Source organism: Stenotrophomonas sp. YJH_SMC_135, assembly GCF_059372355.1.
The window spans coordinates 54,824-77,123 of record NZ_JCAFVN010000005.1 but is presented as its reverse complement, the minus strand read 5'-3'; the positions used below and the strand labels follow the sequence as shown (position 1 = coordinate 77,123).

At 64.5% G+C, this 22,300-nt stretch carries 21 protein-coding genes; 13 read left to right on the top strand and 8 right to left on the bottom strand.

Going from position 1 to position 22,300, the window contains the following annotated elements; genetic code table 11:
- Positions 1 to 9 precede the first annotated feature (9 nt).
- The 3 genes from AC5P98_RS16895 to AC5P98_RS16885 all read left to right on the top strand — a co-directional run bounded on the left by AC5P98_RS16895 (position 10) and on the right by AC5P98_RS16885 (position 2,498).
- Complete coding sequence (locus tag AC5P98_RS16895) at positions 10 to 1,335, top strand: XVIPCD domain-containing protein (RefSeq protein ID WP_032961016.1); 1,326 nt, start codon at positions 10 to 12, stop codon at positions 1,333 to 1,335.
- 91 nt (positions 1,336 to 1,426) lie between these two features.
- Positions 1,427 to 1,642: a hypothetical protein gene (locus AC5P98_RS16890; RefSeq protein WP_172412071.1), complete on the top strand. Its 216-nt coding sequence runs from the start codon at positions 1,427 to 1,429 to the stop codon at positions 1,640 to 1,642.
- Positions 1,643 to 2,129: 487 nt separating this feature from the next.
- Positions 2,130 to 2,498, top strand: a complete 369-nt coding sequence (locus tag AC5P98_RS16885) for a hypothetical protein (protein ID WP_032961012.1) — start codon at positions 2,130 to 2,132, stop codon at positions 2,496 to 2,498.
- A 235-nt stretch (positions 2,499 to 2,733) separates the two neighbouring features.
- On the opposite strand, the gene AC5P98_RS16880 is transcribed toward AC5P98_RS16885, so the two are convergent.
- A complete protein-coding gene (locus AC5P98_RS16880; protein WP_154583311.1) occupies positions 2,734 to 2,901 on the bottom strand; it encodes a hypothetical protein in 168 nt (55 codons plus the stop codon).
- Positions 2,902 to 3,149: 248 nt separating this feature from the next.
- Between AC5P98_RS16880 and AC5P98_RS16875 the strand changes: the two genes are divergently transcribed.
- The gene (locus AC5P98_RS16875) at positions 3,150 to 3,338 is read left to right on the top strand and encodes a hypothetical protein (protein WP_141098905.1); all 189 of its coding nucleotides are present in this window, start codon (positions 3,150 to 3,152) and stop codon (positions 3,336 to 3,338) included.
- Positions 3,339 to 3,381: 43 nt separating this feature from the next.
- Here the strand turns inward: AC5P98_RS16875 and AC5P98_RS16870 are convergent, their stop codons facing one another.
- The 3 genes from AC5P98_RS16870 to aceE all read right to left on the bottom strand — a co-directional run bounded on the left by AC5P98_RS16870 (position 3,382) and on the right by aceE (position 8,440).
- Complete coding sequence (locus AC5P98_RS16870; RefSeq protein WP_141098904.1) at positions 3,382 to 4,308, bottom strand: hypothetical protein; 927 nt, start codon at positions 4,306 to 4,308, stop codon at positions 3,382 to 3,384.
- Positions 4,298 to 5,680, bottom strand: coding sequence for an AAA family ATPase (locus tag AC5P98_RS16865; RefSeq protein ID WP_108242554.1), 1,383 nt, complete (start codon positions 5,678 to 5,680; stop codon positions 4,298 to 4,300). Before AC5P98_RS16865 ends, AC5P98_RS16870 begins: the two co-directional genes overlap by 11 nt.
- A 72-nt stretch (positions 5,681 to 5,752) precedes the next feature.
- Positions 5,753 to 8,440, bottom strand: a complete 2,688-nt coding sequence (gene aceE / locus AC5P98_RS16860; RefSeq protein WP_012478970.1) for a pyruvate dehydrogenase (acetyl-transferring), homodimeric type — start codon at positions 8,438 to 8,440, stop codon at positions 5,753 to 5,755.
- Between the two features lie 545 nt (positions 8,441 to 8,985).
- Between aceE and AC5P98_RS16855 the strand changes: the two genes are divergently transcribed.
- Together AC5P98_RS16855 and AC5P98_RS16850 are read left to right on the top strand one after the other, a co-directional pair.
- On the top strand, positions 8,986 to 9,546 hold the full coding sequence (locus AC5P98_RS16855; protein WP_049405490.1) for a PadR family transcriptional regulator: 561 nt from the start codon (positions 8,986 to 8,988) through the stop codon (positions 9,544 to 9,546).
- A 60-nt stretch (positions 9,547 to 9,606) separates the two neighbouring features.
- The gene (locus AC5P98_RS16850) at positions 9,607 to 10,404 is read left to right on the top strand and encodes a siderophore-interacting protein (protein WP_049405492.1); all 798 of its coding nucleotides are present in this window, start codon (positions 9,607 to 9,609) and stop codon (positions 10,402 to 10,404) included.
- 161 nt (positions 10,405 to 10,565) lie between these two features.
- Here the strand turns inward: AC5P98_RS16850 and AC5P98_RS16845 are convergent, their stop codons facing one another.
- Entirely contained in the window at positions 10,566 to 11,399 is an 834-nt protein-coding gene (locus AC5P98_RS16845) for a hypothetical protein (RefSeq protein ID WP_049405494.1), read from the bottom strand.
- Between the two features lie 209 nt (positions 11,400 to 11,608).
- Between AC5P98_RS16845 and AC5P98_RS16840 the strand changes: the two genes are divergently transcribed.
- Positions 11,609 to 12,010 (top strand): hypothetical protein, encoded by a 402-nt coding sequence (locus AC5P98_RS16840; protein ID WP_014645734.1) that lies wholly within the window; start codon positions 11,609 to 11,611, stop codon positions 12,008 to 12,010.
- Positions 12,011 to 12,167: 157 nt separating this feature from the next.
- Here the strand turns inward: AC5P98_RS16840 and AC5P98_RS16835 are convergent, their stop codons facing one another.
- Positions 12,168 to 12,875, bottom strand: coding sequence for a YceI family protein (locus AC5P98_RS16835; protein ID WP_005415047.1), 708 nt, complete (start codon positions 12,873 to 12,875; stop codon positions 12,168 to 12,170).
- An 86-nt stretch (positions 12,876 to 12,961) separates the two neighbouring features.
- The gene (locus AC5P98_RS16830; RefSeq protein WP_049405496.1) at positions 12,962 to 13,552 is read right to left on the bottom strand and encodes a malonic semialdehyde reductase; all 591 of its coding nucleotides are present in this window, start codon (positions 13,550 to 13,552) and stop codon (positions 12,962 to 12,964) included.
- Between the two features lie 126 nt (positions 13,553 to 13,678).
- On the opposite strand from AC5P98_RS16830, the gene AC5P98_RS16825 reads away from it, so the two are divergent.
- The 5 genes from AC5P98_RS16825 to AC5P98_RS16805 all read left to right on the top strand — a co-directional run bounded on the left by AC5P98_RS16825 (position 13,679) and on the right by AC5P98_RS16805 (position 17,357).
- On the top strand, positions 13,679 to 14,638 hold the full coding sequence (locus AC5P98_RS16825; protein ID WP_049405498.1) for a mitochondrial fission ELM1 family protein: 960 nt from the start codon (positions 13,679 to 13,681) through the stop codon (positions 14,636 to 14,638).
- 161 nt (positions 14,639 to 14,799) lie between these two features.
- On the top strand, positions 14,800 to 15,651 hold the full coding sequence (locus AC5P98_RS16820) for a DUF2145 domain-containing protein (protein WP_032960988.1): 852 nt from the start codon (positions 14,800 to 14,802) through the stop codon (positions 15,649 to 15,651).
- 19 nt (positions 15,652 to 15,670) lie between these two features.
- The gene (locus AC5P98_RS16815; RefSeq protein WP_049405502.1) at positions 15,671 to 16,174 is read left to right on the top strand and encodes a hypothetical protein; all 504 of its coding nucleotides are present in this window, start codon (positions 15,671 to 15,673) and stop codon (positions 16,172 to 16,174) included.
- 31 nt (positions 16,175 to 16,205) lie between these two features.
- On the top strand, positions 16,206 to 16,721 hold the full coding sequence (locus AC5P98_RS16810) for a hypothetical protein (protein WP_049405504.1): 516 nt from the start codon (positions 16,206 to 16,208) through the stop codon (positions 16,719 to 16,721).
- 75 nt (positions 16,722 to 16,796) lie between these two features.
- The gene (locus AC5P98_RS16805; protein ID WP_049405506.1) at positions 16,797 to 17,357 is read left to right on the top strand and encodes a queuosine precursor transporter; all 561 of its coding nucleotides are present in this window, start codon (positions 16,797 to 16,799) and stop codon (positions 17,355 to 17,357) included.
- A 171-nt stretch (positions 17,358 to 17,528) separates the two neighbouring features.
- Here AC5P98_RS16805 and glnE read toward each other — a convergent pair whose 3' ends face one another.
- The gene (gene glnE, locus AC5P98_RS16800) at positions 17,529 to 20,324 is read right to left on the bottom strand and encodes a bifunctional [glutamate--ammonia ligase]-adenylyl-L-tyrosine phosphorylase/[glutamate--ammonia-ligase] adenylyltransferase (RefSeq protein WP_049405508.1); all 2,796 of its coding nucleotides are present in this window, start codon (positions 20,322 to 20,324) and stop codon (positions 17,529 to 17,531) included.
- 386 nt (positions 20,325 to 20,710) lie between these two features.
- On the opposite strand from glnE, the gene scpC reads away from it, so the two are divergent.
- On the top strand, positions 20,711 to 22,225 hold the full coding sequence (scpC, locus tag AC5P98_RS16795) for a succinyl-CoA:acetate CoA-transferase ScpC (protein WP_032960979.1): 1,515 nt from the start codon (positions 20,711 to 20,713) through the stop codon (positions 22,223 to 22,225).
- Positions 22,226 to 22,300: the final 75 nt, after the last annotated feature.

The window sequence follows — 22,300 nt, the reverse complement described above, 5'->3', positions numbered from 1 at the left end:
GGATGAATCATGAGCGGACTTACCGATAAGGACATTCGTGTCCTGTCCTCCTACGCGAAGGAGGGAAACCGTGAGCTGTATTGGAACTATCTCGCGCAGCTTCCCGATAATGATGGCTACGGACTGCTGGCGTTGGGTGTTGTGCGCAACGACAGCCTCCCCGGCCGGGTGGCCAACAGCTTTGCAACCGCCGTTGCCGAGCAACAGGCCATACTGTTCGGCAACGAGAAGAACGTAGCGTTCACCGAACGCAGGCAAGAAACCTTCGGCCAGGATCTGATCAGGAACGACCTGGCGGAGCGCAGAAGTTGGATGGAGGCCGGCAGGCCCGATCTGGCACTCAACCTGCCCTACACCAGCACGCTCAAATCCCACGATGTTTCGTTCGAAAAGAACGACCTCAATGTGAACTGCTGGACGCCGCGCTTGCTGCTGGTGTCCACGGAGCACAAACGCGGTGAGCAGGCAGCCGAGAAGGTCTGGCAGAACATGTTGGACAACAGCGCTGCCGGCGCATTCCGTGCCGGCAAGACGGCCGTCAGCGTGCACCTGGATATGCCGCAGCCCGCTGGACATTTCTACTTCGTTGAGCTGAGCAAGTTCGAGGGCGCAGCGCTCCTGCAGCGCGACGCCGTCGATCCGAACGTGATTGGTACCAAGTTCGACTATCACAGCTACGACCCCAGGGACGGCAGCTGGAACCGCACAGTGGGCGTTCCCCCGCTCGATAGAACAACCAAAGAGACCGATCCCGCCGAGATTTCCGCGTTGAACGAGACCCGCGAAGTTCGCTTGGAACGCGAGGCCAAGGCGAAGCAGTTTCATCCTGAAGATCCCTACAGAGAGATCGCCAAGAGCCCACGCGTGGTGTCTACGCAGGAACCCGAGCCTCTCTTTACGGAAGGTCGCCGAATCGCAGCGATAGAGCCGGGCAGCCCGGACTACGCGCTCCATCAGCAGATTCGCCAGGGCGTCGCTGCACTGGACGAGAAGCACGGCCGCCCCTTCGACGCGACCAGTGAGAACCTCGCCGCCAGCCTGACAGTGAAGGCACGCGAGCAGGGTCTGGAACAGGTGGACCATGTGGTGCTGAGCAACGCCACGGCCAATCAGCCGGCGGGTCACACCATCTTTGTTGTACAAGGCGACCTATCTGACCCCGCCCACCTGCGTGCAGGGATGCCCACTGCCGTGGCTGCACAAACGCCGGTGGCTGAGTCGCTGCAGCAACTGGCTGTGGTGGGCGATCAGCGCGAGCTCGCCCGCCAGAATGCGCAGCAGGCGCTGGATGCACGTACGCAGGAACAGCAGAGCCACGCCATGCGCATGGGCTGATCGCCCAGGTCGAGGCGGCCTTCCTCCGGGCCAGAGGTCGCAGCCCCTGGGACCTCCCCAGGTCATCCTCCCCTGCTTCGGGAGGATGACCATGACCAAGATCGACCCCGTATGGCTGGAAGCCTTCGACAGGGAACTTCTCTACTTGTTCGCCATCGATCATGGCGACGCAGGCATGGATGAGTACCTGCTGGGCTGCTACGCAGACCTTCCGCCACGCGACGCGGCGCTGGCGTTCGGCAGCGACTACGACCTGGAGCGCGACGATGCGCTGTGGCCACGGCCGGGCGTGGCGCTGCAAAGTTAAGCCGTGTCGCAATCGGCACGCTGCGCGTATCAGCCCAGCGGGCTAGGTGTCGCTTTTGGGATCCTACACGGCTGCAAACCGTACTTTTTGAAGCGCATCCGGGCGGTAACTTAACACCGGCCGAAACCACTGCACCGCAAGGGTTCTGCCACGCGCTCGCCATGCAACAATGCCGTAAGCGTCAGCATTTGCGGTCTCTGCGGCCTACGGTTCCTTGGCATCTCGCAACCATGCGAGTACACCTTGGCGTGCCACCGGAAAAGGGTGGCGCGGGGTTCGAAAGCCCGCTCAGTAGCCTTGTGTTTTGCGCTTGTCAGCCGGCGTCACCTTTTGTGTGGCGCCGGCTGGCAATCCGTTCGCGTTCCATGGCGGGCGGTGCGTGGGGGTCTTCGGACCCACCGGCTTGGTTACTGTCCGGCTTTCGAACCACGCACCGTCCGCCGCCTCTATGGGTGGCGTTGCTATCTGTCCTGTACGGAGCATTGCCATGAACACATCGGACTTCCGTTCACTGCACGCGCAATACGATCCGGACAACGCCGAGCCTGAGCGCGAACCGTCCGTCGATCCCAACGCCTTCGTCGCCACGCTGCATCGCATCGGCACCGGTGCGGCCGCAGACGGCCAGCCTTGGCCAGAGCGGCATCAACTGCCTGGGCGTTGCCTTCAGCTGGCGGACGCGGATTGCGCGCTGGCGGGGCTGCGCGTGGTGGCGGAGCTGATGCTGGCTGCGGAGCGCACGCGGCAGAACGGCGCGTCCGAGGAGTACCTGGGGGATCGGGTGATGGAAGGGCTGAAGATGGCTTGTGTGGCGTTGACTGCGCAGGCTATTGAGCGGTTGCAGGTGCGGGAGTAGATACGGCCGCCGGCGGTCCTGAGCACCAAACGTCCCTTATGAATCTCCCTCAGCGCTTCTTACCGCTCCAATCGCAGCCGCGCGAAGAAGGCATACCCGTAGTCCCGATGGCGACCTTGTCCGCACCTATGGCTCCGCCAAAGGTGTCACATGCGAGGTGCTCTGACGCTACCCCGTCGAAAAGGGGCCGGCATATCAGCGTATGCAGGACGAAACTCCATGGCCCCCATTCGGCTCACTGGACTGATTCTGCTTGAAACTGGAAGATAAAATTCTGAAACGAGACAAACACTAGTTTGCCGAAGGCATAGTCGTGAATCGCGCTTTCGACCATACACTGGGGGACGCTGCTGTCGAATATGGCGCCTAGTTCCTCAGGCATGGCCTGCAGGGCGCTCTCCATGCTGCGCTGACCCTCCTTGCCCCCGCTTTCACTCTCCTTCGGGGCAGGCCGAACTGGCGGCTAACAGCGGCCACGGTGGTATTGCCCCAGATGATCTCAAGGACCAGCGCAGCCCTTGATCTCTTTGCCCCTCATTCGACCACTTTGCACTTCACTTACTTGAGTTGCGTGAACCATGCATCCTTTAAAGAAAATCGCTACCACCGGACATCCATTAAACCTAAAATCATAAAAATTAGAAATTTAGCATGCAAGCTGCGTCCACAAAAGTAATTCCAACAATATCAATTAACGACCACCAATCCGACAACAACAAGAAATCAAAAAAGAACCGAAAGGAAAACCCAAGCACAGCACCCCAAGACACAAGAACTTCAAATTTTGGTGAGGTGGCTCGCCACGCCCAGTTCGGCGGCGCGCTTCTCGATGAAAATTAATGGAAATAAAGCAATGAATTTAAACAAACTAAGTTAGCACTTTTTACACCCCAATCGAAGCCCTGATTTTCATACAGACATCCCTCTTCATCTTACCGAGAAGTTCCCCTTTATAGTTCGCCTCATCAAAATCAAGGCGAACAACAGCAACAGCGTCATAGTCAGTATTATTGAACAGCTCACGATACCGACCGCCACCGTTCAAATAATAATCACAGGCTCGCTCAGCAAATCTCTCAAACATCCACTCAAGCTTTGCATAACGCTCCTTAATCGCAAAAGTTTTCATGGTGTTGACCTGGCACTTATCCCTGCCGTCGTATGAAATACTAATTTTCCAAACACCTGAACCCTCTGATCGCCCGCGAAAATAAGCATCCATATCCATAGAGAAAGTTAACCACTCTTCATCATGATACGGGTGCTTATGCCTATTCCTATAAAAATTAGCCGACCCCTTAAGCGAGCTATTACAGGCATAGCAACTAGGGACCAAATTATTTAGAGAAAGAGCAAGGAATGGGTAATCCGACTTCGAAAAATAGTGATCTAACGTTGGACGGAAGCACTTGAGATTGTTATCGCGAACCACTGTTAGCGAAAGTGACTGCTGACAGTACGGGCAAACCCCGTATTTCGCCCTTGAGCAAAGTTCGTATGCCCCCCATGCCCCCCCCGACGCCCGAACAAACTTCCCATAATCAAAAATCGCCTGTAGCTTTTTAAGACTCCTCGCCCTCCAATCTTCACCGTGGCGCCCACAAAGATCGTCAAAACTAGCGATAGCAGTTAATATCTCCTCAACACCACCCGTTGTTATGGCTCGCTTGTTTTCATTTACAAACTTTCCAAGAACAGCCCCACCCCAAGGCCGCGCCCTTTTTTCCTCGAGCTCAATCAATCCTTCAGTGTAAAGCGAATGGGCAATCTCCACAGAGCGTGGCCACATGTCGTTCACCTTAACCAGCATGTTCTATTTGCTCCATCAAATACTTTCGCAACAACGGATCATCAATCCAATCTATTATTCTCATATCCGCCGCCCTCCCCCTCTCCAACTCTCTTCGGATGATTTGAGTTGCCTTCTTCCCAATAGATCCAGCACCAGCGGTTGAAGCCACAATGTTCTCAAGAGGCGCGGCGAAGCTGACCAATTCCCCCTCAGCAACACCACCAGAATCTGGAGATACTCTTAATATAAAGTCCCTAGGAAAGTCAGACATTAGAACAGGCGAGTGAGTTGCAACCACAACCTGGATGGTCGCAAAATTCGGACAGATTGATTTTGCGAAATCATCAAGGACTTTTATGTAGAGCTGCTGCCACGCGATATGCAGGAATGCATCGCCCTCGTCAATCAACAAAATGATTTTTGACGACCCGTAATTTGAGAGCTCCCGCACTGCACTGGATATACGAACAAACTGCGCCACCAGTGCTTCTGCGCCAGAACTTAGGCCATCAAGCTCGACGGAAAGTATGCTCCCTTCATCCAGGAAATCTGCTTGCTGGTGCCAAGCGACATCAACGCCGACGATAAGCTCCTCGAGAGTGTACACAGCGGAGACACCCTCAACCGTAGAAACAGTGTCCATGAAACCGTCGCTCCACGGCCTACCATTAAGACACTCGAAGAACTCCTGTGCAAGTTGCTTACTTCGCCTTCCTTTGGCAAGAAGAACGGCAAGGGCTATCAGATAAACATTTGCATTGTGCCCCAGCCTCTCTTCAACCAGATACTGGATTCCGAGCCTCAGCTCACGTTGGGCGAAATTCATTGCCTCCTGCCTCTCTCGGCTGGTGGGCGAACTCTCGATCTCCTCTGACCTCCAGTTCATTGAGGCTTTCTGGTAATTTTCGACCAGCTTATCCAGCTCGCTAAAACGTGGAATGCGAGACGGTATTTCCATCGCGCGAGCTAATAGTGCTCTAACCGCATCTACCGGAGAGTGCTTGAGCTTTACCACAAGCCGACCGGTGAAGCCGAAATCATCACGCAACCTTCTTACGATCTCGTGGCCGTCGGTCGAAACGTCAACCCCCTTTTGAGAAATAACTTTTACTCTAGGATGTCTCTGGGGGAACCTGCTTTTTCTGAAGGACGCCGGACTGAAATAAACAACTCCAACATCTTCTATATCGCCATCAATTTCAAGCGCGGTTTGGTCTCGTGACGCGATCGCCCTGCAGAGCTGAGCCAGCAACTCGGTCTTTCCTGAGTTATTTGGCCCAACTACTAATGTCATCGAGTCAGACTCATAGATGTTCGGCAATGCACCTTCTCGCACGCCGATTGGCACAATATTTACTACCCGCTCATGATATAGGAATGAATAAATCATCAGGCAATATCCATATAAAAAGAAGGGGGGGCATTATTTATGCCCCCCCCCTTCTAGGTCATTTCGGATCTATCAAACCCCAACAGGATTAGCCTTCTCCGGATCAATCTTGTACTGCTTGATCGCTCGGGCCACATCCTTCGCGGTCATCTTCCCTTCCTTCGCCAGCGCTGCAATCGCGGCATGCGCGATGTAGTAGCGATCCACCTCAAAGAACCGGCGCAGGTTCGCACGCGTATCCGAACGGCCGAAGCCATCCGTACCCAGCACCGTGTACGACATCGGCACGAACGCACGGATCTGGTCCGCATACGCACGCACATAGTCGGTGGCGGCAATCGCCGGGCCCTGGCGGCCTTCCAGCAGCTCGGTAACGTAGGCCTTGCGCTGCTCACCTTCCGGATGCAGGCGGTTGGCACGTTCCACGTCGAAACCATCGCGACGCAGTTCGTTGAAGCTCGGGCAGCTCCAGATGTCAGCGGTCACGCCGAAGTCCTTGTCCAGCAGCTCGGCGGCAGCAATGGCTTCGCGCAGGATGGTGCCCGAGCCCAGCAGCTGCACGCGCAGCTCGCCCTTCTTCGGCTTGCCGGCGTCGGTCAGCAGGTACATGCCCTTGACGATGCCTTCGGCCGCGCCCTCCGGCATTTCCGGGTGGGTGTAGTTCTCGTTCATCAGGGTGACGTAGTAATACTCGTCCACCTGGTCTTCCATCATGCGCTTGGTGCCGTGCTGCAGGATTACCGTCACTTCGAAGCCGAAGGTCGGGTCGTAGCTGCGCACGTTCGGGATGCCACCGGCCACCAGATGGCTGAAGCCATCTTCGTGCTGCAGGCCTTCACCGTTCAGCGTGGTGCGGCCGGCGGTGCCACCCAGCAGGAAGCCGCGGGTACGCATGTCGGCGGCCTGCCAGGCGATGTCGCCCACGCGCTGGAAGCCGAACATGCTGTAGTAGATGTAGAACGGCAGCATCGGCACGTTGCTGACCGAGTAGCTGGTACCGGCGGCCATCCACGAGCTGATCGCACCCGGCTCGCTGATGCCCTGCTGCAGCACCTGGCCGCTCTGGTCTTCGCGGTAGAACATCAGCTGGTCGGCGTCGACCGGCTTGTACTTCTGGCCGAACGGCGCGTAGATGCCGATCTGGCGGAACAGGCCTTCCATACCGAAGGTACGGGCTTCGTCGGCCACGATCGGCACGATGTGCGGGCCCAGTTCCTTGTCGCGCAGGGTGATGTTCAGGCTCTGCACGAAGGCCATGGTGGTGGAGTAGCTGCGCTCGCCGCTGCTCTTCAGCAGGCGCTCGTAGGCTTCCAGCTTCGGCGCCACGAAGGTCTTGTCGGCCTTGCGGCGGCGCTGCGGCAGGTAACCGCCCAGCGCGGCACGGCGTTCCTGCAGGTACTGCACTTCCGGCGAATCCGGGCCCGGGTGGTAGAACGGCACCTGGCCATCGGCCAGCTGCGCGTCGGTTACCGGAATGTTGAAGCGGTCGCGGAAGTGGCGCACCGCTTCGTCGTCCAGCTTCTTGGTCTGGTGGGTCGGGTTCAGTGCCTCACCGGCGCTGCCCATGCCGTAACCCTTCACGGTCTTGGCCAGGATGACGGTCGGCATGCCCTTGGTGTTCACGGCCTGGTGGTAGGCGGCGTACACCTTGTGCGGGTCGTGGCCACCACGGTTCAGGCGCCAGATGTCGTCGTCGGAAAGACCGGCGACCATCGCAGCGGTTTCCGGGTACTTGCCGAAGAAATGCTCGCGGGTATACGCGCCGCCGAAGGCCTTGCAGTTCTGGTATTCGCCGTCGACGGTTTCCATCATCAGCTTCTTCAGGACGCCATTGGTGTCCTTGGCCAGCAGGGCATCCCAGTAACCGCCCCACAGCAGCTTGATCACGTTCCAGCCGCCGCCACGGAACACGCCTTCCAGTTCCTGGATGATCTTGCCGTTGCCGCGCACCGGGCCGTCCAGGCGCTGCAGGTTGCAGTTCACCACGAAGATCAGGTTGTCCAGGCCTTCACGGCCGGCCAGCGCGATGGCACCCAGGGTTTCCGGCTCGTCGCTCTCGCCGTCGCCGATGAAGCACCACACCTTGCGGTCGGACTTCTCGATCAGGCCACGGTTTTCCAGGTAGCGCATGAACTGCGCCTGGTAGATGGCGGCCAGCGGGCCCAGGCCCATCGACACGGTCGGGGTCTGCCAGTAGTCCGGCATCAGCCACGGGTGCGGGTACGAGGACAGGCCACCGCCGTCCACTTCCATGCGGAACTTGTCCAGCTGCTCTTCGCTGATGCGGCCTTCCAGGAAGGAACGCGCGTAGATGCCCGGGGCGCTGTGGCCCTGGATGAACAGCAGGTCGCCCGGGTGGTTTTCGCTGGGGGCGCGCCAGAAGTGGTTGAAGCCCACGTCGTACAGGGTGGCGCCGGAGGCGAACGAGGCGATGTGGCCGCCCAGGTCACCCGGCTTGCGGTTGGCGCGGACCACGGTGGCCATCGCGTTCCAGCGGATGATCGAACGGATGCGCCATTCCAGCTCGGCGTTGCCCGGGCTCTTGGCCTCGAACTGCGGTTCGATGGTATTGACGTATTCGGTGGTGGGAGAGAACGGCAGGTAGGCGCCCGAACGACGGGTCAGTTCCACCATGCCTTCCAGCAGCTGATGCGCGCGCTCGGAGCCCTCGACATCAATAACGGCCTTCAACGACTCGATCCACTCCTGGGTTTCCACAGGATTCGGGTCGTTGTTCAGCACCTCGTTCAACCAGTTCATTAGCGCTCCCATTACCGCACGCACGCGCGCGACTGTTGTATAGATTTCTAGACCGCAAAGTGTAGCGCACCAAGGGCTTTCGTCACTTGGCTACGCAGGCGTATGGATGCAACCGGCCAGTGTCCGCAAGGGGCTTGCCGGGCCCGCTGACGGCCCTGCGGCGGGCCTTGGTGGCTGCGCGGGCTGTCGCTTGCGGGCCGCTGCGCCCATGTGCAGGACGCAGTGTTACCGCTGCCGATGACGGTTGTAGGGCAACTCCGGCACCGCTGTAGGGGCGGTTCGGGCAACGGTACTGAACCGGCGACAACATGTCGCACCTGCCTCTGGATCGGTACTGGCTGCGGGTCCAGCGTGGGCCGCGAGTGAGGGGCCTGGCGGCCCTGCTCCCTTCCACAGCATCGCCGGGGCGCCCTGCAAGGGGCGCCCCTTTTGCTGTGCACGCGGCCGCCCGTGGCCCAAAACGGACCTGCTTGTGGCCGGATCGATGATTGCCGGCTTCGATATATCGATATATCGTTTGCACACTCGTTTACCGATATATCGAAATGAGCCGCCCCCCTTCCCCCAGAGCCCGTTCCACCGATCCGGCGGTGCCCCGCCGCAACGGCCAGCCACGCGTGCTGAGCCGCGGCGACCTGCGCCTGCTGGTGCTGGCCCTGATCGGCGAGCAGCCGCGCCATGGCTACGAGCTGATGCAGCTGATCAGCAACCAGTTCATGCAGGCCTATACGCCCAGCGCCGGCACCATGTACCCGCTGCTGGCCAGCTTCGAGCAGGCCGGCTGGATCGAGGCCGAGGAAGTGGATGGCAAGCGGATCTTCCGCATCACCGCTGCCGGCGAGTTCGAGCTGAAGGTGCAGCGCACCCAGGTGCGTCTGGCGCAACGGCGAGCCTTCGACCGCGCCCGCGAGATCACCAAGGCCTCGCTGCCGCCGCCGCTGGCCACCGCCCTGCGCGAGTTCAAGCGGGCGCTGGTGCATCACCACGGCCGCTGGGCCGAGGGCGAGGCGGACGAAGTGGCGGCGCTGCTGACGCGGGCCTCGGCCCTGCTCAACGGTACCGCCGGTAGCGAGAGCCCACCGTTTTCAACGACCCAGCCAGACTGAATCCAGCCAGGTCCTCCCCCATGCCGCGCGCCCCCGCGCGACACCTTTACAGGTATCCCCATGACCGAACACAACAACACGCGCCTGCGCCTGGATGTGCGCTTCCGTGAACTGACCGTGCTGCGCACCGAAGAGGTCACCCCGCACATGCGTCGCGTGGTGCTGGGTGGCGACGATCTGGCCGGCTTCGATTCGCCCGGCGCCGACGACCACATCAAGCTGTTCTTCCCCAACGCCAGCGGCGAGATGGTGCTGCCGGTGCTGACCGCCGAAGGCCGCAGCTATCCGGCCGGCAAGGAGCCCTCGCCGTCGCGCGACTACACCCCGCGCTGGTGGGACCACGAAACCGGCGAGCTGGCCATCGACTTCGTGCTGCACGACCAGGGTATTGCCGGGCCGTGGGCCGAGCGCGCACAGCCGGGCGACACGCTGGTGATCGGCGGCCCGCGCGGCTCGTTCGTGGTGGCCGACACCTACGACGCCTACGTGCTGATCGGCGATGAAACCGCGCTGCCGGCCATCGCCCGCTGGCTGGACGTGCTGCCCGACGGTGCCGAGGTGCAGGCCTTCATCGAAGTGCGCGACGAGGCCGAGCGCCAGGACCTGCCGCAGTACGAGAACGTGCGCATCCACTGGCTGGAGCGCAACGGCTTCCCGGCGGCCAGCAGCACGCTGCTGGAAGACATGCTGACCGACTTCGAGGCACCGGACGGCGATGTCTTCTATTGGATCGCCACCGAATCGCGCCGCGCGCGGATGATGCGCAAGTTCATCGAAGGCCACCTGGGCGTGCCGCGCGATTGGATCCGCTCGACCGGCTACTGGAAGGCCCACCCGGACGAAGCCGACGGCGATTGACCGGCTCGGGGTCAGATCCCTTTTCCTGTGGAAAAGGGATCTGACCCCATGCACCAGAATCTGCCTGGTGGGTGCAGACCGTTGGTCCGCACGCCTTTGACTGTGTAGAGCCGAGCCCACGCTCGGCTGCTCTCCGCTCGGCCACCGATGGACCCATCGCGCTACGCGCGATGAGCCGAGTATGGGCTCGGCTCTACAGGAGGGACCGCGACCGGCGGCTTGGCCACCTGCCGCACCCACCCGAACCGCTGCGCGGCCCAGATCTCCAGCGCCACCAGCAGCGCGATGATCAGCAGCGGCAACAGCAGCCCGAAATACACGCCGGGCATCATGCCGTTGATCTGCGCCTTCACCAGCCGCAGCACGCCACGGGTGTGCAGCAGCTCATCCACATGCATGGTCAGCGCCTCGCGCACCACCTTGGGTTCCAGGCCGAGGGTGCCGGCCTTGTCCACCAGCGTGTCTTCCACCATGCCGCGCAGCAGGCCTTCGCGCACCTTGCCGATCACCCAGCCGGTACCGCGCGCCAACGGGCCGTTGCCAAGACGGTCCAGGCCGGGCAGCGGATGTTCGCTGAGGTAGGCCGAGGCGATGGTGTCGGCCACATCGCCCACCGTGCCCTGGCGGCGCAATGCCTCGCGCATGCGCGGGTCGTCCAGCGAGTCGGTGAAGCCTTCGCTCCAGCCTTCCACCAGGGTCTGCAGGTGCGGCTGGAAATGATCGAGCTGCTTGAACAGCGCGCGGTGCGCACCGGCGGTGAAGCCCAGCTGCAGGCCGAAGAAGGCGGTGGCCAGCGGCAGCAGCAACACGTAGCTGGCCAGCAGCCAGTGATGCCAGCGCTTGCGCCGCTGCAACCAGCCGCGGCGGTGCAGCCAGCGCCAGGCGAAGATGCCCAGCACCAGGCCAAGCAACGTGCCGAGCACGCTGCCGCCCAGCAGATCGAGCACGCTCAGGCCCGACCAGAATTCGTTCAACCAGTACTGCGCGTCCTGCATGGATCTTCCTTCCGTGGGTGATACAGCGGGCCATTGTAGAGCCGAGCCCACGCTCGGCTGCTCTCCGCTCCGCCATCGGAAAACCCTCGCGCTGCGCGCGATGAGCCGAGCGTGGGCTCGGCTCTACACGGATTCCGACACCCGGTTCAACGCATCAGCCGCCAGGCAATGCGACAATCGCGCTCCTTTCCTGCAGCAACGAGGCCCACATGGCCAAACTGACCCTGGCCAGCGTGGATGCGCTGCGTACCCGCTTTGCCGATGACGCCGCCTGCGATGCGGCGCTGGCCGCGTTCGCCGACACCGCCGTACTGCGCGCGCCGCTGCGCGAGCTGGTGGCGGCACAGCACCGCTACCTGCAGGCCGAATTCGAAGTGGCCCAGGTGGCCGACGTGCTGCGCCGCGACCAGAAATATGCGCCGGTCGGTCGGCCTTCGATCAACATCGTGCAGCTGCGCAAGCAGCAGGCCGCGACCAAGCAGGCGGCGCTGATCGCACGCCAGGTGGTGGCGCAGGCCGCGCAGACCTTCGTGCGCGTAAGCGGGCTGGCGGTGAAGGCCAAGCAGAGCCCGAGCGAAGCGTGCGTGGCATGGTTGGGCGCGTTGCGCTGAGGGCACGTACCCGGTAGTGGCCAACCTTGGTTGGCCTGCGGAGTGCCCATGTGCCAACCAAGGTTGGCATCTACCAACGCGCGTTCCCCGGCACCCAAAAAGAAGGCCCGCTTTTCAGCGGGCCTTCTGCCTTCTCACGACGAGTGAGCGGGGTGCATCAAGCGGCCGGCTTTTCGCCGGTGGCTTCGGTGGTGATGCGGATCTTCACTTCATCGCTGACATTCGGAGCATACGCGCCGACGCCGAAATCGCTGCGCTTCAGGGTGGTGGTGGCATCGAAGCCGGCGGCCGGAACCTTGGCCATCGGGTGCTCGCCGCCGCCGTTGACGGTGACGTCCAGGGTGACCGGCTTGGTGATGCCCTTGATGGTCAGGTCGCCGGTGACGGTCAGCTTGTTGGTGCCGGCCGCTTCCACCTTGGTGCTCTTGAAGGTGGCATCGGCGAACTTGGCGGCGTCGAAGAAGTCGGCGCTCTTCAGGTGCTCGTCGAACTTGGCGGTGAAGCTGTTCAGGCCGCTCAGCGGCAGCTTCACTTCCACGGTGGACTTGGTCACGTCTTCGGCGTTGTACACCAGGGTGCCTTCGACGTTGCCGAAGTGCGCGCTCGGGTTGGAGAAGCCGAAGTGGCTCCACTGCGCCAGCACGTCGGTGTGGCTCGGGTCCAGCTTGTAGGTGCCCGAGGCGATCTTGATCGCTTCGGCGGCCGGCGCAGCAGCGGCGGCATCAGCCGCCGGGGTGGCGGCCTGCTCGGTGGTGGCCGGGGCGGCGGCATCGGCCGCCGGGGCAGCGGTGTCGGCCGGCTTGGAGCAGGCGGCGATGGCCAGGGTCAGGGCCAGCGGCAGCAGCAGTTTACGGGTGGCGCTCATCTGAGGAACTCTCCGGATCGTAGGGTGGGTACACGGTGCAGCAAGAGCCCGCCGCACGACGGCGGGCCCGAAACCGATACAGCGACTTACGCGATGCGCGCCGCTTCGTCGAACGACAGGCGCGGCAGGCGCGGGAACAGGCCCGCCGGATCACCGTAACCCAGGTTGACCAGGAAATTCGACTTGATGGAGGTGCCGGCGAAGAAGGCTTCGTCGACCTTGGCCGGGTCGAAGCCGGACATCGGGCCGGCATCCAGGCCAAGCGCGCGCGCGGCCAGGATCAGGTAGGCGCCCTGCAGGCTGCCGTTGCGGATGGCGGCTTCGTGGCGGCCTTCCTGTGGGCCGTCGAACCAGGCCTTGGCATCGGTGTGCGGGAACAGGTACGGCAGCTTCTCGTGGAAGTCCAGGTCGAAACCGATGATGACGGTGACCGGCGCAGCCATGGTCTTGGCCAGGTTGCCTTCGGACAGCGCCGGGGCCAGCTTGTCCTTGGCCTCCTTCGAGGTGACGAAGACAAAGCGGGCCGGCGTGGTGTTGGCGGCGGTCGGGCCCCACTTCACCAGGTCGTACAGTTCCTGCAGCAGGCTGGCCGGGACCGGCTTGTCGAGGAAGGCGTTCTGGGTGCGGGCAGTACGGAACAGCTGGTCGAGGGCGGCGGCGTCGAGCGCGTGGGACATCGGTGGATCTCCAGGACGGCTAAGGGAAGTCAGTGCCCGCGGGCGGCGCGGGGCGAAACGACGAGCCGCAGTGTAGAGTGTCGCGACTGTTGCAACACCCAGCAGGACTGAAACGAATTAATGCCAATGGTGAAACGATCGAGCGCGCCCTGGACGGTCACTGACGGCCGCGCGGGCAATGTCCGCCAGGCGGTCGCGCTGGCCTCGGCATTGCGCCAGGGCACCCACCGACCGCTGCTGCTGCAACCGCGCGCGCCCTGGCGCTGGCTGGCGCCGCGGCGCCTGCCCGGCGATGTGAACGGCTACGGCGAGGCCTTCGCGACGCTGGCTGCCGACGCCCCGGCGCTGGCGATCGGCTGTGGCCGCCAGGCCGCTGGCGCCCTGCGCGTGCTGCGCGCACGCGGCACCCAGGTGGTGCAGATCCTCGACCCGCGCATCGGCGCGCGCCACTGGGACGTGGTGGTGGTGCCCGAACACGACGCCCTGCGCGGCAGCAACGTGCTGACCCTGCTCGGCAGCCTCAACCCGGTGGACGATGACTGGCTGGCCTGGGGCCGCGCTGCGTTCGCCGGCTTCAGCACCCTGCCCGGCCCGCGCACTGCACTGCTGGTCGGTGGGCCGACGCCGCTGGCGCCTTGGGACGAGACGGCGATGGTCGGCGTGTTCCAGGCGCTGGCCGAGCAGATCCGCAGCGAAGGCGGCAGCCTGCTGGCCACCACCTCGCGACGCACGCCGCCGGCGTTGGCGGAGATCCTGCGCGCGACGTTCGCCGACCTGCCGCACGTGATCTGGGGCGATGGTGGCGACGGCACCAATCCCTATGGCGGCCTGCTCGGCTGGGCCAACCGCGTGGTGGTCTCGCCCGATTCGGTGAACCTGCTCTCGGAGGCCTGCGCCACGCGCATGCCGGTGATGGTGGCGCTGGCCGACACAGCGCAGGGCCGCCTGGCGCGCTTCCAGCAGCAGCTGCGCGAACGTGGGCGGTTGCAGGCGCACTGGCTGGACTGGCAGTACGACCGCATCGAGCCGCTGCGCGAAACCGCGCGGGTGGCGGCGGAAGTGAAACAGCGCCTGGCATCACGGTAGTGCCGGCCGCTGGCCGGCAACGCTGCATGCATTGCCAAACCCTGCCGTTGCCGGCCAGCGGCCGGCACTACCCGATTGCGCGGCGCAAGGGCGTGGATCGCCCGCTGCGCTGAGCAGCGTATGATCGGCGCGCGGGCCTGCCCGCCGTTGAAGGTACCGACATGGATCGTTTTTCCCGCCTGCCCCGCGCCGCGCTGCTGATCGCCAGCCTGCTGGCGACCGCACCGGCTTGGGCCAACAGCACCGCCTGCCGCGAGCGCTACCCCAGTGTGGCATCGCAGGCGGCGATGCTGGACGTGGCCTGGACCACCGCCGAAAGCCTGGACGCGCTGCCCGATGTGGACGTGGTGGTGGCCGCGCGCGGTGGCCAGGACCTGAGCCGCTACGGCCTGCGCCACAGCCACCTGGCCTTCCTGCTGCGCGAGGACGACGGCCGCTGGCGCGCGATGCACCTGCTCAACCGCTGCAAGACCGACAGCTCGCAGCTGTACCACGAGGGCCTCGGCAACTTCGTCGGCGAGAGCGGCGGCCATACCGACCTGCGCATCGGCGTGCCGTCGGCCCCCTTGCGTGCCGCACTGCGCGCGATGCTGGTGCCGCCCTCGATCCAGCCCAAGGCGCTGCACGAAACCAAGTACAACGTGGTCGCCTACCCGTTCGCCACCGACTATCAGAACTCCAACCAGTGGGTGCTGGAAGTGCTGGCGGCGGCGATGGCGCAGGCCGAAGGCGCGCCGGCCATCGTCAAGCGCGAACAGGCACAGCAGTGGCTGCGCCAGCAGAAGTACCAGCCCAGCGTGCTGCATATCGGCCTGGGCAAGCGCGTGGGTGCGCGCCTGTTCGTGGCCAACGCCACCACCACCGACCATCCGGCCGGCGAACGCATCTCCGGCAACTATTCGGTGGTGACGGTGGAATCGGTGTTCGACTTCCTGCACCAGCGCAGCCAGCTGCAGCAGGAACTGGTGATCCCCCATGTGCCGGTGGCCGGTGCCACCGCCGCCTCGCCCTGAATCCCGCAAGGAGAACGACATGCGTCTGCTGCACAACTCCCTGGTATCGATGCTGATCGTCACCGCGCTGGCCTGGTCATCGGCCGCCCATGCCGAACGCCGCATCGTGATCATCCATGACCCGGGCCCGCAGGGACCGAGCCTGGAAATGTCCACGCAGATGGTGGCCTCGGTCCGCGCCGCCGCGGCGAAGGAAGCCCAGGATGCCGCCGATGCCGGCCAGCCGCTGGCCCGCCCGCAGCAGATCAAGCTGCCGCAGATGGAGGTGAGCGCGATTGCCACTACCGTCGACGGCCGCCGCGAAGTGCTGCTGCGCGATGCCAACGATCCGCAGAACACCGCATCGATGCAGTACCCGCGCGGCATCGGCGATCCTGCCGTGCAGTTCACCGTGGGCCAGACCGTGAACTTCGAGCCAACCGGCAACGACCAGGGCTGGCAGCTGAAGGACAACCAGGGCCGCCCGCTGGAATACCTGCCCGAAGCTACCGGCCCGCGCGACATCTTCGATACCCGGCGCTGAGCCGCCGCCCCACGCTGACCAGGAGGTCTCCATGTTCCGTTGCCTGCGCGCTCCCACCACTGCATTGCTGCTTTCGGCGCTGCTGGTGCCCACCGTCCATGCCGGCGCCGCGCCGCAGTTGAACAGCAGCGAGGCCAGCGTGATCGTGACCTCGTTCGTGGTGCTGTCGCTGCCGATGGCGGCCTCGATGGGCCTGTCCGAACTGTCCAAGGCGCCGCTCAAGGCCAGCGAACGCAATGCCAGGGCGACCCGCACCAAGGCGGTGCCGCTGCCGCCAATGGAAGTGAAGAAGGTGGAGACCACGCCCACGGGCGAACGCCAGGTGCAGTTGCAGGTACCGGACAAGGCCGACCACACCGCCACCCTGCGCTGGCCGGTGCAGCCGCCGGGCGAGAACCCGACTGCAGCCTTCGTGGTCGGGCAACGGGTACATTTCGACCCCACCGAGGCCGGTGCCGGCTGGAACGTGAAGAGCGCGCAGGGCCAGACCCTGGCCTATGTGCCGACGGCCTATGCCGCCGGTGATGTGATGAGTGAAGCGCTGTAAAGCTGAACGAGCGGTTTTGGCTTTGCCGCAGGCCGGGCGGATAATGGGCGATCCCCTCTGTCCCCCTGGCTCGCCATGTCCGTGCGTCCTGCCCCTCTGTTTGCCCCGCTGACCCCGCGCGCCCTGGTGCTGGCGGTACTGGCCATGGGTGCAGTGGTGCTGCTGTCCAACGTGCTGGTGCAGTACCCGATCAACGACTGGCTGACCTGGGGCGCCTTCAGCTATCCGGTCGCGTTCCTGGTCAGCAACCTGATCAACCGCCGCTTCGGCCCGGGCCCGGCGCGCCGCGTGGCGTGGATCGGTTTCGCGGTGGCGGTGCTGCTGTCGATCTGGGTGGCCACCCCGCGCATCGCCATTGCCTCGTGCTCGGCGTTCATCGTGGCCCAGCTGCTGGACATCACCGTGTTCGACCGCCTGCGCCGCGGCAGCTGGTGGCGCGCACCGATGGTGGCCACCACCTGCAGCGCGACGGTGGATACCACCATTTTTTGGTCGATCGCGTTTGCCGGTTCTACCTTGCCGTGGGTGAGCTGGGCCGCCGGCGACCTGGCAGTGAAGCTGGCGATCGGTATTTGCCTGCTAGCCCCGTTCCGCGCGTTGTTGTGGAAGATGGCGCCGTTGCGCGCCACCAGCTGACCGCCATTGATCCGGTGGGTGCCGACAGATTGTGCCGACCAACGGTCGGCACCCACCAGGAGCGGGCATCGCAGGGCCATTGATCCGGTAGTCGCCAACCTTGGTTGGCGCTTGGCATTCATGCCAACCAAGGTTGGCATCTACCAACTGCAGTCCTCCGCCATCCGGCACTCAGGCGAACGGCAGCTCTGCCGCTCTGCACGCCGCCGTAATCGCTGCACACGCCTCTTCAATCGCCGGCGTGGTCGGGGCCAGCCGCGGGCGGCGGTCCAGCGTGCAGGCCAGGCCCACGTCCAACAGCGTGGCGTGCGCGCCATGCAGCGCCTGCGCAGTGGCATCCGGCAGGAAACCAGCACCAGCCAACGCATCGATCAACGACGGCGTATCGCGCGGCTGCAGCAACGCCACGTGCCGCGCACTGCGCGCAAGCACACCGGTCTGCAGCAGGAATTCCAGGTCCACCACGCCGCCCGCACCCTGCTTCAGGTCCAGCCGTGCGGCGTCGCTGCGGTCCAGTTCGGTGCGCATGCGGCCGCGCATCTTCAGCACGTCGGCATACAGCACACCCATGTCGCGCTCACGCCCCAGCGTCTGTGCACGCACCTGCTCGAAATCGGCCAGCAGGCTGGCATCGCCGGCCACGCCACGCGCGCGCACCAGCGCCTGGTGTTCCCAGGTCCACGCACGTTCGCGCTGGTACTCGGTGTAGCTGGCCAGCGAAGACACCAGCGACCCCTTGCCGCCATCCGGGCGCAGGCGCACGTCGATGTCGTACAGGCGGCCGGCGGCGGTGACCGCACCGAGCAGCGCCATCACCTTCTGCGCCAGCCGCGCATACCAGCGCCCCGGCTCCAGCGGACGCGCGCCGTCGCTGGCCTCCACGCCGGCCGGGTTGTCGTGCAGGAATACCAGGTCCAGGTCGGAACCGAAGCCCAGTTCAAGCCCGCCGAGGCTGCCGTAGCCGATGATCGCGAAACGTCCACCGGGAATCGCGCCGTGCGCGGCGCGCATGTCCGCCTCGGCCATCGCCAGCACGGTGACCACCACCGCCTGCGCCAGTTCGGCCAGTTGCCGCGTGCTGTCCACCGCGCCCTGGCGGCCGTCCAGCGTGGCCATCGCCATGCGGAAACTGAGCGCCAGCCGCGTCTCGTTGAGCCAGCGCAGTGCCGATTCGGGATCTTCCACCGCCAGCACCTGCTGGCATTCGGCCAGCATGCCGGCCGCATCGGGCATCGGCCCGGACACGCGCACATCCAGCAGTTCATCCAGCAGCAGCGGATACGCGACCAGCCGCTCGGCCAGCAGCGCGCTGCGCGCCAGCACATCGACCAGACGCGCCAGCGCGCTCGGTTGTTCGTCCAGCAGCGCCAGATAGCTGGTCCGGCGCAGCACCGCCTGCAGCAGGCCAAGCACGCGCTTGAGCGCGGCATCAGGCTGCGGCGAACGCGTGGCCGCATGCAGCAACGCGGGCAGTACGCGATCCAGCCGCGCACGCGCCGCATCGGACAATGACTTCACGCCGGTGCCCTGGGCGAAATCGCGCAGCGACTGGTCGGCGCCGTTGGCATCGAGGAAGCCGGCTTCGGCCAGCAGTGGTGCGTTGCTGCCTTCGGGCAGGCTGCGCCAGTAGTTGGCCAGCGCGTCGGGCGCGGCCTGGCCCTTGCGCGGCGCCAGCAGCGCGGCGAATTCGGTGCTGACCCGCTGCTGCTGTTCGGCCAGTGCCGCGCGCAGTACCTCCCAATCCGGGTAGCCGAGGCCGATGGCAATGCGCGCGCGGTCCAGCGCGTCGCTGGGCAGCACGTGGGTCTGCGCGTCGCGCAGCATCTGCAGGCGGTTCTCCAACCGGCGCAGGAACAGGTAGGCCTCGCGCAGCGCAGCGCCATCGTCGGGCGCAATCTGTCCGGCGGCCACCAGCGCGTCCAGTGCCACCAGCAGGCGGCGCTCGCGCAGCGCGGGCTCGCGGCCACCGCGGATCAGCTGCAGCGCCTGGCACAGGAACTCGATTTCGCGGATGCCACCGGCGCCGCGCTTGATGTCTTCGTGCAGCTCGCGGCGCGCGACTTCGGCGGTGATCGCCGCCTTCATCTCACGCAGGCCGTCGAGCGCGGTGAAATCCAGGTAGCGGCGGTATACGAATGGGCGCAGGGTCTGCAACCACGCTTCGCCGGCGTCGATGTCGCCGGCCACCGCGCGCGCCTTCAGCCACGCATAGCGCTCCCAGTCGCGGCCTTCGCGCTGGAAGTACTGATCCATCGCCGCGAACGACAGCGCGACGCGACCGGCGCTGCCGAACGGGCGCAGGCGCAGGTCGACGCGGTGGCTGAAGCCATCGACCGTGGTTTCGTCCAGCAGCTTGGCCAGGCGCTGGCCGAGGCGGGCGAAATACTCCTCGGCGGCCAGCGCGCGCGGACCGTCGGATTCGCCGCCCTGCGGGTACGCATAGACCAGGTCGATATCGGAACTGAAGTTGAGCTCGCCACCGCCGAGCTTGCCCAGGCCGAATACCACCAGCTGTTGGGGGACGCCTGCGCCATCACGGACCACGCCGTGCCGCTGTGCGAATTCCTGCTGCAGGGCGTCCAGTGCCAGCCGCAGGCAATCCTCGGCCAGGGTGGTGGCGCCGGCCAGGGTCTGCGCCACGTCGTCCAGCCCAGCCAGGTCGCGCCAGATCAGCCGCGTGGACATCGCGGTGCGCCAGCGCCGCAGCTGTGCCGGCCAGTCGCTGGGCTGCAGCGGATCGAGCACCGGCGCCGGGATCGGCGGGCAGCCGGGCGCGGCCAGCTGCGCCAGCAGCGCCGGTTGCCGCACCAGGGTGTCCAGCGCGAAGTCGCTGGCCACCGCCAGCCGGGTCAGCAGCGGCAGCAGCTCGGCCGGAACGGGCTCGGGCAGGACCTGGGCCAGGCGCGCCAGGGCGCGGTCGGCAAGGGGCTGCAGGGTGGCGGGCAGATCGGCGGGGGCGAGGGTCATGCGCTGATTCTCGCGGGGTCGGATCCCTTTGCCAACGGCGAAGGGCTCTGACCCCGAGGTGCCGCCGGTTGATGCCGCTGCTGGGGTCAGAGCCTTTTGCCCTTGGCAAAAGGATCCGACCCCGAAGGGGTGCCGCGCATTCATTCTGGGCGGCAGGCAATAAAAAAGCCCGCTTGCAGCGAACTGCCAGCGGGCTCTGCTCCCTCCCCCACGTCGGGATGCAGGGCCATCGTGCGGGCTGCGAAAGCACTTTGCACGCTGCACTGCAAAACAAAACCGGTGGGTATGGGTGACCCCGGTGGGGAAAAGCCATTCCACGAAGGTAGAACCCCCCGTACGGATGAGGATGGCCGATAATCGGGTTTCCCCCCAGAAACACTGTCGTCATGTCTGTTGATCGCATCGCCAACGCGCGTCTTCGTGACCGCGTGGTCTCCGCCGAGGCCGCAGCCGCGCTGATCCAGCCCGGTGAAACCGTGGCCATGAGCGGCTTTACCGGCTCCGGGTATCCCAAGGCCGTTCCCGTCGAACTGGCCCGCCGCATCGAAGCGGTGCACGCCCAGGGCCAGCCCTTCCAGATCAAGCTGATGACCGGCGCCTCCACCGCGCCGGAACTCGATGGCGCGCTGGCCAAGGCCGATGGCATCGCCATGCGCATGCCGTTCCAGAGCGATCCGGATGCGCGCAACCGCATCAACGAGGGCAAGCTGGATTACATCGATATCCACCTCAGCCACGTCGCCCAGCACGTGTGGTTCGGCTTCTACGGCGAGATCGATACCGCCGTGATCGAAGTCTCGGCCATCCGCGAAGATGGCTCGCTGGTGCCCTCCACCTCGGTCGGCAACAACAAGACCTGGCTGGACCTGGCCAAGAAGGTGATCGTCGAGGTCAACGAATGGCAACCGGCCGGCGTCGACGGCATGCACGACATCTACTACGGCACCGCGCTGCCACCGCACCGCAAGCCGATTCCGCTGGTGAACGCCAACGACCGCATCGGCGACACCGCGCTGCGCTGCGACCCGGACAAGATCGTGGCCGTGGTGCGCACCAACGGCCCGGACCGCAACAGCCCGTTCAGTCCGATCGATGCGACCAGCGAACAGATCGCCTCGCACCTGATCGAGTTCCTCAAGCACGAGGTGAAGAAGGGCCGCCTGCCGCCGAACCTGCTGCCGCTGCAGTCGGGCGTGGGCAACATCCCCAACGCCGTGCTGGCCGGCCTGGCCAGGAGTGGTTTCCGCGACCTGGCCGCGTTCACCGAAGTGATCCAGGACGGCATGCTCGACCTGCTGCGCGATGGCGTGCTGAGCTACGCCTCGTGTACCGGCTTCGCGCTGAGCCCGCAGGCCAACGAGACGTTCAAGGAGAACATCGATTTCTACCGCGAGCGCATCATCATGCGCACGCAGGAGATCTCCAACCATCCCGAACTGGTGCGCCGTCTGGGCTGCATCGGCATGAACGGCATGATCGAGGTGGACATCTACGGCAACGTCAACTCGACGCACGTGATGGGCACGCGGATCATGAACGGCATTGGCGGTTCGGGTGACTTCGCCCGCAACGGTTTCCTGTCGGCGTTCCTGAGCCCGTCCACTGCCAAGAACGGCACCATCTCGGCGATCGTGCCGATGGCCAGCCATGTCGACCACACCGAGCACGACGTGTCGGTGATCGTCACCGAACAGGGCCTGGCCGACCTGCGTGGCCTGACCCCGCGCAAGCGCGCGCAGGTGCTGATCGACAACTGCGCGCACCCGGATTTCCGCCCGCAGCTGCAGGATTACTTCGACCGAGCCAGCCGCGAAAGCTACGGCAAGCACACCCCGCACCTGTTGCCCGAAGCACTGTCGTGGCACCAGCGCTGGCTGGATACGGGCACGATGAAGGGCTGACCCCGGGTCCGGACATCGGGTAGAGCCGGCCGCTGGCCGGCTTCCCCTACAGCCGGCCAGCGGCCGGCTCTACCT

Bases quoted from the DNA above. Each gene is read 5' to 3' on its own strand.
- AC5P98_RS16820 (WP_032960988.1), top strand. From the start codon at position 14,800: ATGGATCGTTTTTCCCGCCTGCCCCGCGCCGCGCTGCTGATCGCCAGC.
- AC5P98_RS16810 (WP_049405504.1), top strand. From the start codon at position 16,206: ATGTTCCGTTGCCTGCGCGCTCCCACCACTGCATTGCTGCTTTCGGCG.
- AC5P98_RS16855 (WP_049405490.1), top strand. From the start codon at position 8,986: ATGAGCCGCCCCCCTTCCCCCAGAGCCCGTTCCACCGATCCGGCGGTG.
- scpC (WP_032960979.1), top strand. From the start codon at position 20,711: ATGTCTGTTGATCGCATCGCCAACGCGCGTCTTCGTGACCGCGTGGTC.
- AC5P98_RS16875 (WP_141098905.1), top strand. From the start codon at position 3,150: ATGCAAGCTGCGTCCACAAAAGTAATTCCAACAATATCAATTAACGAC.
- AC5P98_RS16850 (WP_049405492.1), top strand. From the start codon at position 9,607: ATGACCGAACACAACAACACGCGCCTGCGCCTGGATGTGCGCTTCCGT.
- AC5P98_RS16845 (WP_049405494.1), bottom strand. From the start codon at position 11,399: ATGCAGGACGCGCAGTACTGGTTGAACGAATTCTGGTCGGGCCTGAGC.
- aceE (WP_012478970.1), bottom strand. From the start codon at position 8,440: ATGAACTGGTTGAACGAGGTGCTGAACAACGACCCGAATCCTGTGGAA.
- AC5P98_RS16895 (WP_032961016.1), top strand. From the start codon at position 10: ATGAGCGGACTTACCGATAAGGACATTCGTGTCCTGTCCTCCTACGCG.
- AC5P98_RS16885 (WP_032961012.1), top strand. From the start codon at position 2,130: ATGAACACATCGGACTTCCGTTCACTGCACGCGCAATACGATCCGGAC.
- AC5P98_RS16890 (WP_172412071.1), top strand. From the start codon at position 1,427: ATGACCAAGATCGACCCCGTATGGCTGGAAGCCTTCGACAGGGAACTT.
- AC5P98_RS16815 (WP_049405502.1), top strand. From the start codon at position 15,671: ATGCGTCTGCTGCACAACTCCCTGGTATCGATGCTGATCGTCACCGCG.
- AC5P98_RS16825 (WP_049405498.1), top strand. From the start codon at position 13,679: ATGGTGAAACGATCGAGCGCGCCCTGGACGGTCACTGACGGCCGCGCG.
- AC5P98_RS16805 (WP_049405506.1), top strand. From the start codon at position 16,797: ATGTCCGTGCGTCCTGCCCCTCTGTTTGCCCCGCTGACCCCGCGCGCC.
- AC5P98_RS16880 (WP_154583311.1), bottom strand. From the start codon at position 2,901: ATGGAGAGCGCCCTGCAGGCCATGCCTGAGGAACTAGGCGCCATATTC.
- AC5P98_RS16840 (WP_014645734.1), top strand. From the start codon at position 11,609: ATGGCCAAACTGACCCTGGCCAGCGTGGATGCGCTGCGTACCCGCTTT.
- AC5P98_RS16870 (WP_141098904.1), bottom strand. From the start codon at position 4,308: ATGCTGGTTAAGGTGAACGACATGTGGCCACGCTCTGTGGAGATTGCC.
- AC5P98_RS16865 (WP_108242554.1), bottom strand. From the start codon at position 5,680: ATGATTTATTCATTCCTATATCATGAGCGGGTAGTAAATATTGTGCCA.
- AC5P98_RS16835 (WP_005415047.1), bottom strand. From the start codon at position 12,875: ATGAGCGCCACCCGTAAACTGCTGCTGCCGCTGGCCCTGACCCTGGCC.
- glnE (WP_049405508.1), bottom strand. From the start codon at position 20,324: ATGACCCTCGCCCCCGCCGATCTGCCCGCCACCCTGCAGCCCCTTGCC.
- AC5P98_RS16830 (WP_049405496.1), bottom strand. From the start codon at position 13,552: ATGTCCCACGCGCTCGACGCCGCCGCCCTCGACCAGCTGTTCCGTACT.